A 14201-nucleotide genomic window follows, 5' to 3' on the forward strand; every position below is an offset into this window, starting at 1 on the left:
CACATGTGTGAGGGGAGGTCAAGCGGACGAAAAGCGTGTCCGCTTGACCTCCCCTCACACATGCAGCAAGTGCTGTGGCGCGACTCGTGATGGGACCCCACCGCCCTTGCCTTGTGGAAGGACGGCTCGCCTTCGGCATCGCTTGGGTGGGCTGCTGCTCGCCTTCGGCATCGCGTGCGGGGTGGGCGGCTCGCCTTTGGCATCGCGCGTGCGGGGGAGGGCTGGGGTGCGTGTTCGTGCGAACTAGGGTGTAAGCGTGCGCATTCGTCGTGTTGTCACCACCCGTGCCGGTGGCGTGTCCAAGGCGCCCTACGAGTCGTTCAACCTCGGCGATCACGTTGGGGACGACCCCCAGGCGGTCGAGGCGAACCGGGGGCGGCTGGCCGAGGGGATCGGGCTTGCGGCCGACCGGTTGGTCTGGATGGAGCAGGTGCACGGGCGCACTGTCGCCACCGTTGACGGGCCGCAGGCCGAGCCGCTTGAGGCCACTGATGCCGTTGTGACGAAACGGGCTGGTCTCGGGCTTGTCGTGTTGACTGCCGACTGCGTGCCGGTGTTGCTCGGTGATCAGGAGGCCGGGGTTGTCGGGGCTGTGCACGCTGGGCGTGTCGGGGCTCGGGTCGGTGTGGTTGTCGAGGCTCTCAAGGCGATGATGGCGCTCGGGGCCGAGCTTGAGCGCATTGAGGTGTTGCTCGGGCCTTCGGTGTGCGGTGAGTGTTACGAGGTGCCCGCCGAGATGCAGAAGGACGTCGAGAAGCACCTGCCTGGCAGCGCTTCCAAGTCGCGGAAGGGTACGCCTGCCTTGGATTTGCGGGCAGGGCTCTGGAACCAGCTGGCCAGTGCCGGGGTCGGGAAGATCGGGGTGGATCCCCGGTGCACGTTCGAGGAGAAGGATCTGTTCAGCCATCGGCGGCAGGCTCCTACCGGGCGGCTTGCGTCCGTGGTTTGGATCGAGCCGTGAACCGCGTCGAGGAGTTGGAGGAGAACCTCGCGGAGGTCGAGGAACGCATCGCCAAGGCGTGTGAGGTGGCGGGGCGGTCTCGGGACGAGGTCACGTTGCTCGCGGTGACGAAAACCTGGCCCGCCAGCGATGTGGAGATCCTTTACGGGCTCGGTCTCCGGAACTTCGCGGAGAACCGCGATCAGGAGGCCGGTGCGAAGGTCGGCCAGTTGAGACACCTCAGCGAGGCGCGGTGGCACATGGTCGGGCGGTTGCAGCGGAACAAGGCGAAGTCCGTCGTCGACTGGGCCGATCAGGTCGACTCGGTGGACAGCGTCCGGCTTGCCGAGGCGCTGGCGAGGGCCGCGCGTGTGAGGGAACGGACGCTCGACGTGTTGCTGCAGGTCAGCATCGACGGGGACACGTCGCGGGGTGGGGTTGCTGTTGCGGATGTGGCGGAACTGGCTGGCGTGATCACTCGTTCGGGTGATCTTATTCTCCGAGGTGCGATGACAGTCGCGCCTCGGACGATGGAGCCGTCGCAGGCGTTTCAAGCGTTGGCTTCGGTGGTATCACGCCTACGTGATGATCATCCCACTGCCATTCACATGTCAGCGGGAATGAGTGGTGACCTGGAAGATGCCATCTCGCACGGATCGACCTGTGTGCGTGTCGGAACGGCGTTGCTCGGCAGCCGGCGACTAACCTCGCCGTAGGTTGTCGGGAACCTCGGGACCGTCCGCACCGTCCCTAAGAGTGGGGAACCGCCGAGGAGGGGCTGGAATGAGCGCTTTGCACAAGCTGAAGGCCTACTTCGGGATGGTCCCCGCCGAGTACGCAGACGACCCCGGCTACGACGACGACCGCGGCCGCTACGGCGACTACCGGTCCGAGTACGCGGCCGAGGCCGACGACTACGACCCGTACCCGCGGCGCAGCCGCGTGTTCACGCCGGGCCGGTCGGAGCTCCAGGGCTCCGGGTACCGGGCCGACATCGACGAGTCGGACGACTACGAGCCGGAGACGCGGCGCGGGGGCACCCCTCCGGGCACGCGACGCTGGAGCGCCGATGCACCCGTGCACGGCGCACTCGCTGTCGAGCCGCAGCGCGAGCCCGTGAGCAGGCTGCGTCCGGTGGCCGAGCCGGCGGGCAACCCGATGGCGCGCATCACCACGCTTCACCCCCGTACCTACAGCGAGGCGCGCACGATCGGGGAGCACTACCGCGACGGCACCCCTGTGATCTTGAACCTGACCGACATGGACGACGCGGACGCGAAGCGTCTCGTCGACTTCTCGGCCGGACTCGCGTTCGCTCTGCGCGGCTCCATGGACAAGATCACGAGCAGGGTGTTCCTTCTCTCACCGCCGAACGTTGACGTCACGGCGGAGGACCGCAGGAAGCTGGCCGAGGGCGGGTTCGGGAACCACGGTTAGAGTTGAGCCGTGTTCTCCATTCGTCTCGTCCTCTTCTACGTCCTGTTCGCGTTCTCCCTGTTCCTGACCGCGCGTGTCGTGGTCGAGATGGTGCGGACGTTCGCGAGGGAGTGGCGCCCAGCGGGCGGCGTAGCCGTGACGCTTGAGACCGTCTACACGGTCACCGACCCACCGGTCCGTGCGCTCCGTCGGGTGATCCCGACTGTGCGGATCGGGGGCGTCGGGCTGGACCTATCGATTATTGTGCTGTGGCTGGTCGTTATCATTCTGATGCGATTTGCAGATCCCAGGGTGACGGGGACCATGGGATGACCGCAGCCCAGGAGTGCGAGAGGTGATCCGATGCCGTTGACCCCCGCTGATGTGCACAATGTTGCATTCAGCAAGCCGCCGATTGGCAAGCGGGGCTACAACGAGGACGAGGTGGACGCGTTCCTCGACCTGGTTGAGGGCGAGCTCGCCCGCTTGATCGAGGAGAACAACGACCTCCGTCAGCAGGTCGAGCAGCTCGACCAGCAGCTCGAGACGACGCGTGCCGACCTCGACGACGCGCGAGCGAAGGCTTCAGCCAGCCCCATGACGACCCGTATGCCGGTGGAGGAGCCGCGCCGCCTGGCGCCGGTCCCGCCGCCCTCGGTCATGGAGCAGACGTCCCCCGGTGGTGGCGGAGACCACCACGTGCAGGCCGCGAAGGTCCTGGGCCTCGCCCAGGAGATGGCGGACCGGCTGACGGGCGAGGCGAAGGCCGAAGCGGACGGCATGCTGTCCGAGGCGCGCACGAAGTCCGAGCAGCTGTTGTCCGAGGCCCGCGCCAAGGCCGACACGATGGTCAACGAGGCGCGTACGCGTGCCGAGACCATGCTGAACGACGCGCGGACGCGTTCCGAGACGCTGGAGCGGCAGGCCCGTGAGAAGGCCACCGCGCTGGACCGCGACGCGCAGCGCAAGCACGCTGAGGTGATGGGCAACATCACCCAGGAGAAGAACACGCTCGAGAAGCAGATCGACAAGCTGCAGACGTTCGAGCGCGAGTACCGCACGCGACTGAAGACGATGCTCGAGTCGTCCCTGCGCGACCTCCAGGACCGCGGCCCGGCCGCTCCGTCCGAGGGCCGCTCCCAGGGCTACTCCTTCGGCGCACGCGCCGAAGCCGGCTGAACTACTGTTCGCTAGGTGCTCTTCGTAGTTCTGCTTCTGGTGCTGGCAGCCCTCGGGTTGCTCGTTCCTGCGCTGGCCACGTCCAACACGATCTGGGCGTGGTCGTCCGTGGGAGCGAGCGTGCTCGCCGCCCTGGTCCTTGCTTGGGACTGGTGGCGGAGACGGTCGGGGGACCCCGCTGCCGACACGCAGAGTGTAGATCAACTAGCTGCAGCTGATGATCAACGGGTGGTGGAGCCGGCGGTAGCCGACACGCCGTCCGCTGACGAGGAACCACCGGAAGAGGACACCGACGCGGCAGACCTGCTCGTCGTGGCCGATTTGGTGGACGAGGTGCGGGTGCTGGACGAACGGCCCCGATACCACCTGAGTTCGTGCTCCTGGCTTGCCGGGAGGCCCACGCTGGGCCTCCCGGTGCAGGAGGCACGGCAGTTGCAGTTCACGCCGTGCGCGCTGTGCACCCCGGACGCGGTGCTGGTGCGCAGAAGCCGTACCGGCTGATTCGTCCGTTTCGCGGACGAGCGGTGCGAGCTGGCGGTAGGAACGAGCCATGAGGCTGTGAGCCCTGGCTGAGCCTTCGTCCGCGAGGCCATGCCCACGCGCACCCCCTCGCGGCGTCAGCGCCGGTAGCTGACCTTCGCACGGAACGTGGTCCCCGTAGTGGTGCTCGATCGCGGCGTCGATCTTCGAGATCGGGCGCGAATCACGGAGGCGGAACGCCGTGAGTGGTCTGCTCAGAGCACGATCGGGCGCGCTCCGTGCGCGGTGACCAGGCCGGGCAGGCGTTCGCGGCTCGTCACGACGACACGGCAGCGCGGTGTGCCCGGTAGCAGCGGCACGACCTGTGCGGTGTCCGCGGCGTTGTCGAGCACGATCAGCATTCGCCGGTCTGCCAGCAACGTGCGGTAGAGCGCCGTCTGCGCGTGAGGCTCCGGCGGGATGCCGTCCGGGCCGGTGCCGAGCGCGGTGATGAACTCGCGGACGACGTCGGCCGGGTCTGAACCGCCGAGGTCGGCGAACAGCTGGCCGTCGGGGTAGTCGGCGGCGTGCTCGTGCGCCCAGTGCACCGCGAGCCGCGTCTTGCCGGTGCCGGCCGGGCCGGTGATCGTGACGATCGGCCCGTCCAGGTCGAGGGCCGCGAGTTCGGCCGCCATGCCGGTGAAGTCCGCCGGGGCTGGGGGAAGTCGCTGCGGGCTCCACTGTGGACGATGGATGAGCGACGCGTGCAGGTCGCGCAACGCGGGACCGGGGTCGAGGCCCAGTTCGTCCGCGAGCCGATCGCGCAGCCGCGAGTAGTAGGCGGCCGCGTCGGCGCGTTGGCCGGCCCCGACCAACGCACGCATCAGTTGTCCCGCAAGACGTTCGTCGAGCGGACGTTCGGACGTGCGCGCGGTCAGTTCGGCGATCAGCGACGTGTGCTCACCGGCGGCCAGCCGTGCGTCGGTGTGGTCGAGTTCGGCTGCGGCGATCTCACCTGCCAGCGTTTCGCGCAGACCGTCGAACCATGCGCCGTGCAGTCCTTCGAACGGTTCGCCGCGCACGAGCGCCATGGCCTCGGCGGGCCGTCCGAGCGCCACGAGGGAGCGGAAGTGGTGCAGGTCGATCGACGACGGGTCGGCCTCCAGCACGTACCCGCCGGAGCGGCGCACGATCGGGATGCCGTCCAACGCCGCCCGCAACCGCGACACGTAGCTGTAGAGCGCGGCCTTCGCCTGCCGCGGCGGCGCGTCGCCCCACACCCGCGCCAGCAGCCTGCCGACACCGACGACCTGGTTGACGTCCACCAGCAGCACCGCCAGCACGCTCAGCTGACGTGCGTGACCAACGTCGACGAGGCCGGCGCCCTGCCGGACCTCGGGCGGGCCGAGGAGGTGGAACCTCACCGGTCCAGGAACAGGAGCGTGATCAGCAACGCGAGCAGCGCGAGGTCCACGACGACGCCCGTGGGCTTCGAGTCGTACCGCAACCGCGTGATCGTGGCACCGACCATCAGCAGCCCGAGTCCGAGGGCGGCCGCGTGCGCCACCCATTCCCACGTGACCAGACCGACGACGAGGCCCGTCGCGCCCGCCCACTCCAGCGCGCCGATGGTGCGCCACAGCGCCGGGTTCATCCGGAAGTGGTCGCGTGCCTCGAGTGACGCCTTCGCACCGAACAGCTTGCCCGCGCCCGTCGCCACGAACAGCAGGGCCAGCACGATCGACAACGCGATGGTCAACGTCATCGGGCGAGCATACGGTTTGCGCCTCCGGTTACCCTGTAACTCACAGGCACCGATCCGGCCATCACCGGGGAGCCTCCGGAAGAACGGATGCGCGAGCATCTCAGTAGAACCGGACGGGACCGGCCCGTCACAGCCGAAGAACGAGAGGCTCGCCGTCAGGCGGGCAAGCGGGGTGGTACCGCGGCGGGCCGAGCCACATCGGCGTGTCGTCCTCGCGTGTCGCATCTGACCGCGAGGAGCAGTGAAGATGGCCTACCCCAGGGCCGGAGCGAACGAGGTCCCGGCGCAGCCGTCCTTTCCGAACCTCGAGCAGGACGTGCTCGGGTACTGGAAGGACGACGAGACCTTCCAGGCGAGCATCGACCGCAACCCGGCCGGTGAGCAGGGCGAGAACGAGTTCGTCTTCTACGACGGCCCGCCGTTCGCCAACGGCCTGCCGCACTACGGGCACCTGCTGACCGGGTACGTCAAGGACGTCGTGCCGCGCTACCAGACGATGCGGGGCAAGCACGTCGAGCGCCGGTTCGGCTGGGACACGCACGGCATGCCCGCCGAGTACGAGGCCGAGAAGCAGCTCGGGATCACGCAGAAGCACGAGATCGACGAGCTCGGCATCGAGAAGTTCAACGAGGCGTGCCGCACGTCCGTGCTGCAGTACACGGACCAATGGCGCGACTACGTGACGCGGCAGGCGCGCTGGGTCGACTTCGACAACGACTACAAGACGCTCGACCTCGACTACATGGAAAGCGTCATGTGGGCGTTCAAGGCCTTGTGGGACAAGGGCTTGATCTACGAGGGCTTCCGCGTGCTCTGGTACTGCTGGCGTTGCCAGACGCCGCTGTCCAACACCGAGACGAAGATGGACGACGCCTACCGGGACCGGCAGGACCCCGCCGTCACGGTGGCGCTGCGCCTGGAGTCCGGCGAGAAGGCCCTGGTCTGGACGACGACGCCGTGGACGCTGCCGAGCAACCTCGCCGCCGCGGTGCACCCGGACGTCGACTACGTGACGGTCGTCGGCTCCGACGGTGACAGGTACCTGCTCGCCGAGGCCCGTGTCGCGGCGTACGCGCGTGAGCTGGGCGAGGAGCCCGAGGTCGTCGCGCGCTACAAGGGCTCGGACCTGGTCGGCAAGAAGTACCTGCCGCCGTTCGACTTCTTCGTGGGCCGCGAGAACGCGCACCAGGTCCTGACGGCCGACTACGTGACCACCGACGACGGCACGGGCATCGTCCACATCGCACCGGCGTTCGGTGAGGACGACAAGGTCGTGACGGACGCGGCGGGCATCGAGGTCGTCGTGCCGGTCGGGCCGGACGGCAAGTTCACCGCCGAGGTGGCGCCGTACCAGGGCGTGCACGTCTTCGAGGCGAACAAGCTGATCATCCGCGACCTCAAGGAAGCGGGCCTGCTGCTGCGTCACGAGACCTACGACCACCCGTACCCGCACTGCTGGCGGTGTGCGAACCCGCTGATCCAGCGCGCGCTGTCGGCGTGGTTCGTCGCGGTCACGCAGTTCAAGGACCGGATGGTCGAGCTCAACCAGCAGATCAACTGGGTGCCCGGCCACATCAAGGACGGCCAGTTCGGCAAGTGGCTCGAGAACGCGCGCGACTGGAACATCTCGCGCAACCGGTACTGGGGCTCGCCGTTGCCCGTGTGGACCTCGGACAACCCCGAGTTCCCGCGCACGGACGTGTACGGGTCGCTGGACGAGCTGGAGCGCGACTTCGGCGTGCGCCCGGACAACCTGCACCGGCCGTTCATCGACGAGCTGACGCGGCCGAACCCGGACGACCCGAGCGGCAAGTCGGTCATGCGCCGGATCCCGGACGTGCTCGACTGCTGGTTCGAGTCGGGCTCGATGTCGTTCGCGCAGGTGCACTACCCGTTCGAGAACGCGGACTGGTTCGAGAACCACTACCCGGGCAACTTCATCGTCGAGTACAACGGGCAGACGCGTGGCTGGTTCTACACGCTGCACGTGCTCGCGACGGCGTTGTTCGACCGGCCCGCGTTCCGCGACTGCGTGGCGCACGGCATCGTGCTCGGTGACGACGGCCAGAAGATGTCCAAGTCGCTGAAGAACTACCCGGACGTCAACGAGGTCTTCGACCGCGACGGCTCCGACGCCATGCGCTGGTTCCTCATGGCGTCGCCGATCCTGCGCGGTGGCGACCTCGTGGTGACCGAGCGTGGCATCCGGGACGCGGTGCGCCAGGCGGTGCTGCCGCTGTGGAACTCCTGGTACTTCCTCGCGTTGTACTCCAACGCTTCCGGGAAGGAGGGCACGTGGCGCGTCGACTCGAAGAACGTGCTCGACCGGTACGCGCTGGCGAAGACGCACGACCTGGTGCGCGACGTCCAGGCGGCGATGGACGTCTACGACATCTCCGGCGCGTGCCAGCTGGTGCGCGAGTACCTGGAGGTCCTGACGAACTGGTACGTGCGGCGGTCGCGGCAGCGGTTCTGGGACGGGGAGCAGGACGCGATCGACACCCTGCACACCGTGCTGGAGGTCGTCACGCGCGTCACCGCGCCGTTGCTGCCGTACACCTCCGAGGTCGTGTGGCGCGGGCTGACCGGTGGCCGTTCGGTGCACCTGACGGACTTCCCGTCGGTGTCGGACCTGCCGGCGGACGACGCGCTGGTCGCGGCGATGGACGAGGTGCGCGACGTCTGCTCGACGGCGTTGTCGCTGCGCAAGGCGAACAAGCTGCGCGTGCGGCTTCCGCTGGCGCGCTTGACGGTGGCGTCGCCGGTGGCGGGCTCGCTGGAGGACTTCGCCGGGATCGTGCGCGACGAGGTCAACGTCAAGGAGGTGTCGCTGTCCACGGACGTCGACGCCTACGGGCAGTTCCAGCTGGTCGTCAACGCGCGGGCGGCCGGGCCGCGGCTCGGGCCGAACGTGCAGAAGGTCATCAAGGCCGTCAAGGCCGGCGACTGGTCCGAGGTGGACGGCAGGATCGTCGCCGCCGGTGTCGAGCTGTTCGAGGGCGAGTACGAACAGCGCCTGGTGGCAACGGATCCCGCCGCCACGGCCGCCCTGCCCGGTGGTGCCGGTGTCGTCGTGCTCGACACCGTGGTGTCGCCGGAGCTGGAGGCCGAGGGCGTCGCGCGCGACCTGGTCCGCGTGGTCCAGCAGGCCCGCAAGGACGCCCAGCTCGACGTGTCCGACCGGATCACGCTGACGCTGGAGCTTCCGGAGGCGGTGCGCGCCGCGGTGGAGCCGCACCTGGAGTTCGTCCAGGCGGAGACGCTGACGACGTCGGTGGTGTTCGGCGAGGGCACGTCCGAGGGCACCGTCGGTGACGGAGCCAAGGTGAAGGTCGCTGTCGCGAAGGCGTGACCTGGAACGTGGACGGGGCCGCTGCCTTCCGGCAACGGCCCCTCCTGTTCAGCGGCATTCCTTCCTGAAACGTGCGATCAAGCGGGTCGCCAGTTCGTCGGCCACTTCTGTCACGGACGCTTCGAGATCGCCGTAGTTCAGCGCTTCCTCCGCCGGAACGCGGATGTGCGGAGGGTAGGTCATGTGCAGCGTTGCCGAGGTGCTGTGCAGGTCGGCCTCAGACCCGATGCGCACCAGGTTGAGCGGTTCGAGGCCCACTGCCGGTGCCAGCAGGCCGGTGTTCGGCATGTCGAGGCTGAGCAAGGTGTTGATCATCGTGACGAGTCTTTCGGTGACGTCCTCCTGCATCAGCACCCAACCGATCGTCGCCGCGGGCAGGTGTGTCCAGGCCCCGCGCTGCCCGTTCCGGTGCACGGCGATGCCGCCGGTGGCCGAATATGCCCAGGCGATCTCATCGGAGGCGCCCGCCTCTAGCTGCTCGACCCTGGTGAACAACCGCCGCTGGCGTCCGATGTCCACGAGTTCGTCTTCGAACGCTGCCAGTCGCTTCGCCTGCAGTCGTGTCTGCTGCTGTGGAGAAGTGAGGTGAACTTCGAGGGTGGGCGAATGTTGAACTCCGAGTCCATCGATGTACTCGCTTCGCCAGTCGACGTGCAGTGGGCGGTCGAGCAACTTCCACATTTGCGCGGGATCGGCGATCGGTTCTTCGAGCAGTTGAGGACGTGGTGCCAGCACGGGGATCTCGCCGAGGGCCGGCCGGATGTTGGCCGGCTGTTCGGTGAGTGTGCGCAACAGGTCCTCGACGCCGCTGAACGTGATCCTGTCGATCACGTAGTGATCTGACGTGTAGGGCTGCATGAACATCGGGATCTCGTCGATGGTGCGGCCTGGCAGGACCACGGGTAGCAGCTTGGGTAGCCACTTGGCCCTGTCGCTGTGCAGCAGGTCCCGCAGGATGGAAGCCTCCGACTGGACACCGCGATTGACGTCGGCAGGCGCCGTCCCGTCGCCTGCCCGTCGGTATTGCGGTGATGCCACCACGATCACGTAGTCGGACTGGATCATGTGCTGGATCGCCCATGCCGACCAGTCCTGCCGGGCGCCTACGGCCCATTGATCGAGTTCGACGTCGATTCCCGACCTGGTCAGCAATGAGGCGAACGTCAGGACGGCGTGCTTGTGCTCCTGCGAGTCGTGCGCGTAGGACACGAAAACCTTGATGAGTGAGTCGCTCACGCCGGGAAAGCTAGCGTCCTTTGTGGCCGCATTTCGGCATTGTCAGATTGCTGTCGAGTTCTTGTCCAAAATGCGCCTCCTCGGTGCGAACAGGCGCCGCACCTGGCGCACGTACCACGACCAGCGGGCCGGGGACTTCGGTTCCCGGCCCGCCGCTCGTTCGCAGGCGTCGAACAGGTCCTCCAGGCACGCGTCGTGCAGCCATCTGATCGCCAGCGCCCAGCGCAGCCGGTCCACGAGGCCGAACCGGCCGATCAGCTCGTGCCGCAGGACCGTGCCGGACGCCGAGAGCGTGTGGCTGCCCGACATGTCGACGAACTCGAAGGTGATCGACTCACCGGGCGCGAACTCGGTGCAGCGGTAGCGGATCGGCCCGTGTCCGCCGTCGGCGCCGACACCCAGCGGGCGGTCGAACTCCTGCTTGCCCCAGGCGGGCGGCCAGAGTTCCTGGACGCGTTCGACGAACGGGCCCGCGGGCACGCCGAGGTCGCGGGTGTGGATGTTCCTGATCATGTGAACCCCTTCCATACGCTGCCGTATGTTCCTGGAACGTACGCTAGCGTATGGAGCCGTGGTGCGGCGGAATCGTGACGACTGGACTGAGATAGCGCTGAGAGCGCTGGCCGAGGGCGGGCTTCAGGCCGTCGCGATCGAGCCGCTGGCGGCGCGGGCCGGAGCCACGAAGGGGAGCGTCTACCACCACTTCCCGAACCGCGAGGCGTTGCTGAAGGCGACGGTCGAGCGGTGGGAGCGGGAGCACACCGAGAAGGTCATCGAGCTCGTCGAGTCCGAGAGGACGCCGCACGAGAAGCTCAGGACGTTGTTCACCGTGGTGCTCGACCAGACCCGCAAAGGGTCGGTGGAGCTGGCGTTGCAGGCAGGTGCCGGGAACGAGGTCATCGCGCCGGTGCTCCAGCGCGTCACCGTCAAGCGGATCGGCTACCTGACCGAACTGTTCGAGCAGCTCGGGTTCGGCGAGGCCCAGGCGAGGAAGCGCGCGCTGATCGCGTTCAGCCTCTACCTGGGCCAGGTGCAGATGTGGACGAGCCTGCCCGGCCTCGTCGAACCGGTGCTCGACGAGGCCGTGCAGGTGCTCACGCAGAAATCAGATCAGGCCGCGACGGCCCACAACGAGTAGGCGATCACGTCCGCGTTGCGGTCGAGCGCCGTCGCGTTGACGTTGGACGTCGTGTCGCAGGAGCGGTGGTAGCAGCGGTCGTAGGCCTGGCCGGCCGTACCGCCCCACTTCTGCGCCTGGGCCGAGGTCTTGATGCCCTCGGCGCCGGTGAAGGTGCCACCGACCGGGATGCCCGAGCGGGCGAACGCCGCGTGGTCGGAGCGGCCGCCGACGCTGGTCAGCTCGGTCGCGACGCCCTTCGTCTGGAAGCCGGCCTGCAACGACTGCTGCAGCGCCAGCGAACCCGTGGGCTGACCGGAGGCGCTGTAGACGAAGTAGCCGGGGTTCGGCGAACCGGTCATGTCGAAGTTCAGGTATGCCTTGATCTTCGACCGGTCGGTCGTGGACAGGGAGTTCACGTAGAACGTCGAGCCGCGCAGGCCGAGTTCCTCCGCGCCCCACCAGCCGAACCGCACGTGCTTGGTCGGCTGGAAGTTCGTGGCCCTCATCTGGAGGGCGACTTCCAGGATCGACGCGGAGCCCGTGCCGTTGTCGTTGATGCCGGGGCCCGCCGTGACGCTGTCGAGGTGGCCGCCCAGCATGACGACGTTGTTCAGGTCGCCGCCGGGGTAGTCCGCGATCAGGTTGTAGCCGGTGGCGCCGTTGTAGGTGAACGACTGCACGCGGGTCGTGAAGCCGGCCGCGTCGAGCTTGCTCTTCACCCAGTTGATCGAGGCCAGGTACCCCGGTCGTCCGTGGGCGCGGTTGCCGCCGTTGGCGTTGGCGATGGACTGGAACTGGTTCAGGTGAGCTTGGACGTTCGCGACGTTGATGTTCGGCGCCGCCAGGGCGGCCGGTGCCGCTGCTTGCGCAGAGGTCACTCCGGTCACCATCAAGGCGGCCGCCAGTGCGATCAGGATCCTCATGGTTCAACTCCGTGCAGGGTTAGGGATTGAGCCACTGATCAACATGCTCCTCCGTGCATGAGCCCGGTAGAGGCGATCGTCGGATTCGTCGGAATCGGTGGTGATCAACCAGAATGGTCCAGGTGGGTGACGTCACGGTCGTTCTGGGCATCGGCGCGGCCGTACTGCTGATCTCCGTGATCGCGGTGCGGGTGTCGACCCGCCTCGGGCTGCCCTCACTCCTGCTCTACCTCGGCATCGGCGTGCTCCTCGGCGAGTCCGTCGTCGGCATCCGGTTCGACGACGCCGACCTCACCCAGTCCCTCGGCATCGCGGCGCTGGTGCTGATCCTGACCGAGGGCGGCATCACCACCCGCTGGAGCGCGGTGAAGTCCTCGCTGCGGCTGGGCGTCGCACTGTCCACAGTGGCCGTCGCGGTGAGCGTGGCGGTGACCGGAACGGCGTTGCACTTCCTGCTGGGCCTCGACTGGCGGATGGCGTTGCTGTGGGGCGCGGTGTTGTCGTCCACCGACGCGGCCGCCGTCTTCAGCGTTCTGCGCTCATTGGGTGTCGGCGCCCGGCTCACGGGCGCGCTCGAACTGGAGTCCGGCCTCAACGACGCGCCGGTCTACATCGCCGTGGTGCTGCTGGCCTCCTCGGACCAGATCTCCTGGACCGCGCCACTGCTGGTGATCTACGAACTGGGCGCGGGCGCGCTCGTCGGCGTGGCACTCGGCTATCTCGGCGGGGCCGGGCTCAGACGCGCGGCGCTGCCCTCCACCGGTCTGTACCCGCTCGCCACGGTGGCGGTGTGCGTCATGGCCTACACGGCCGGCGACCTGCTGCACGCCTCCGGATTCCTCGCCACGTACGTCGCCGCGCTGGTCCTCGGCAACGCCCGCCTGCCGCACCGCGCCGACACCCTCTCGTTCGCCGAAGGCCTCGGCTGGCTCGCCCAGATCGGGCTCTTCGTCCTGCTCGGCCTCTACGCCTCGCCGTCGCGCCTGCTCGACGTGCTGTTCCCCGCGCTGGTCGCGGGCGTGGTGCTGACGTTCGTGGCCCGGCCGCTGTCGGTGGTCCTCGCCTCGCTGCCGTTCAAGGTGCCGTGGCGCGAGCAGGCGTTCCTCTCCTGGTCGGGGCTGCGCGGGGCGGTGCCGATCGTGTTCGCGCTGATCCCGCTGATCCAGGGCGTCGAGGGTGCCCGCGAACTGGTCGACGTGGTGTTCCTGCTGGTCGTCGTGCTGACGGTGGTGCAGGGCACGACGCTGCCGTTCCTCGCGCGGCGGCTCGGGCTGGTGAAGGCGGGGGAGGCGCAGGAGGTCCAGGTCGACGCCTCGCCGCTCGACGAGCTCGGGGCCGAGCTGCTGCAGGTGCACATCCAGCGCGGGTCGAAGCTGCACGGCGTCTACATGTCCGAGTTGCGGCTGCCGACCGGGGCCACGGTCAGCCTCGTGGTGCGCTCGGGCAAGAGTTTCACGCCACAGCCGACGACCAGGCTGCAGACGGACGACCAGTTGCTCATCGTCACCACCGAAGAGGTCCGTGACGCCGCTGAGCGGCGCGTACGTGCCGTCGACAGGGCCGGTCGCTACGCCAGGTGGAAGGGCGAGACCGGCGATTAGTCGGTCTCCGAGGCATCTCAGGATGTGAATCGGGTGTCGACGGGAGTGTCACCCTCCGCTAACGTCGTCGGCAGGTCATGAGAGCCAGCGTCAAGCCCAAGCTTGCTGGCCGGCAACCCTCCAACCGCGGTGGGGTGCCCTTGGTGAGGACCTGGTCCGGCGCGTGGGGCGCCGGTCAAGCGCGGGCCTTCGCTGGACGGGCCCCTGGCC

At 68.2% G+C, this 14201-nt stretch carries 14 protein-coding genes and 1 riboswitch; of the genes, 9 read left to right on the forward strand and 5 right to left on the reverse strand.

Annotation, left to right across the window (positions count from 1 at the left end):
• The first annotated feature begins 256 nt into the window (after positions 1 to 256).
• The 6 genes from pgeF (at position 257) to ORI60_RS42285 (ending at position 4036) form a co-directional block, all read left to right on the forward strand.
• A complete protein-coding gene (gene pgeF / locus ORI60_RS42260; protein WP_266043617.1) occupies positions 257 to 961 on the forward strand; it encodes a peptidoglycan editing factor PgeF in 705 nt (234 codons plus the stop codon).
• Entirely contained in the window at positions 958 to 1656 is a 699-nt protein-coding gene (locus tag ORI60_RS42265; RefSeq protein ID WP_266043618.1) for a YggS family pyridoxal phosphate-dependent enzyme, read from the forward strand. The genes pgeF and ORI60_RS42265 overlap by 4 nt, the downstream gene beginning before the upstream one ends.
• Positions 1657 to 1723: 67 nt before the next feature.
• Positions 1724 to 2377, forward strand: coding sequence for a cell division protein SepF (locus ORI60_RS42270; protein ID WP_266043619.1), 654 nt, complete (start codon positions 1724 to 1726; stop codon positions 2375 to 2377).
• An 18-nt stretch (positions 2378 to 2395) separates the two neighbouring features.
• Positions 2396 to 2689, forward strand: coding sequence for a YggT family protein (locus tag ORI60_RS42275; RefSeq protein WP_416234591.1), 294 nt, complete (start codon positions 2396 to 2398; stop codon positions 2687 to 2689).
• Positions 2690 to 2719: 30 nt separating this feature from the next.
• Positions 2720 to 3535, forward strand: a complete 816-nt coding sequence (locus tag ORI60_RS42280; RefSeq protein WP_266043621.1) for a DivIVA domain-containing protein — start codon at positions 2720 to 2722, stop codon at positions 3533 to 3535.
• A gap of 15 nt (positions 3536 to 3550) precedes the next feature.
• A complete protein-coding gene (locus ORI60_RS42285; protein WP_266043622.1) occupies positions 3551 to 4036 on the forward strand; it encodes a hypothetical protein in 486 nt (161 codons plus the stop codon).
• 233 nt (positions 4037 to 4269) lie between these two features.
• On the opposite strand, the gene ORI60_RS42290 is transcribed toward ORI60_RS42285, so the two are convergent.
• Positions 4270 to 5418 carry an AfsR/SARP family transcriptional regulator gene (locus ORI60_RS42290; protein WP_266043623.1) on the reverse strand — a complete coding sequence of 383 codons (1149 nt, stop codon included), beginning with the start codon at positions 5416 to 5418 and terminating at the stop codon, positions 4270 to 4272.
• Positions 5415 to 5759 (reverse strand): DoxX family protein, encoded by a 345-nt coding sequence (locus ORI60_RS42295; RefSeq protein ID WP_266043624.1) that lies wholly within the window; start codon positions 5757 to 5759, stop codon positions 5415 to 5417. Before ORI60_RS42295 ends, ORI60_RS42290 begins: the two co-directional genes overlap by 4 nt.
• A gap of 247 nt (positions 5760 to 6006) precedes the next feature.
• On the opposite strand from ORI60_RS42295, the gene ileS reads away from it, so the two are divergent.
• Positions 6007 to 9111, forward strand: a complete 3105-nt coding sequence (gene ileS, locus ORI60_RS42300; RefSeq protein ID WP_266043625.1) for an isoleucine--tRNA ligase — start codon at positions 6007 to 6009, stop codon at positions 9109 to 9111.
• A gap of 48 nt (positions 9112 to 9159) precedes the next feature.
• On the opposite strand, the gene ORI60_RS42305 is transcribed toward ileS, so the two are convergent.
• Positions 9160 to 10347, reverse strand: coding sequence for an SEFIR domain-containing protein (locus ORI60_RS42305; protein ID WP_266043626.1), 1188 nt, complete (start codon positions 10345 to 10347; stop codon positions 9160 to 9162).
• 42 nt (positions 10348 to 10389) lie between these two features.
• On the reverse strand, positions 10390 to 10860 hold the full coding sequence (locus ORI60_RS42310; protein ID WP_266043627.1) for an SRPBCC family protein: 471 nt from the start codon (positions 10858 to 10860) through the stop codon (positions 10390 to 10392).
• 61 nt (positions 10861 to 10921) lie between these two features.
• On the opposite strand from ORI60_RS42310, the gene ORI60_RS42315 reads away from it, so the two are divergent.
• The gene (locus ORI60_RS42315) at positions 10922 to 11485 is read left to right on the forward strand and encodes a TetR/AcrR family transcriptional regulator (protein ID WP_266043628.1); all 564 of its coding nucleotides are present in this window, start codon (positions 10922 to 10924) and stop codon (positions 11483 to 11485) included.
• On the opposite strand, the gene ORI60_RS42320 is transcribed toward ORI60_RS42315, so the two are convergent.
• Positions 11458 to 12390, reverse strand: a complete 933-nt coding sequence (locus ORI60_RS42320; protein WP_266043629.1) for a M28 family metallopeptidase — start codon at positions 12388 to 12390, stop codon at positions 11458 to 11460. The genes ORI60_RS42315 and ORI60_RS42320 overlap by 28 nt on opposite strands.
• Positions 12391 to 12503: 113 nt before the next feature.
• On the opposite strand from ORI60_RS42320, the gene ORI60_RS42325 reads away from it, so the two are divergent.
• Entirely contained in the window at positions 12504 to 13991 is a 1488-nt protein-coding gene (locus tag ORI60_RS42325; protein WP_416234588.1) for a potassium/proton antiporter, read from the forward strand.
• Between the two features lie 73 nt (positions 13992 to 14064).
• A riboswitch (SAM riboswitch) is annotated at positions 14065 to 14179 on the forward strand.
• The last annotated feature ends 22 nt before the right edge of the window (positions 14180 to 14201 follow it).

Source organism: Lentzea sp. NEAU-D7 (genome assembly GCF_026242055.1).
Classification (GTDB): Bacteria; Actinomycetota; Actinomycetes; order Mycobacteriales; family Pseudonocardiaceae; genus Lentzea.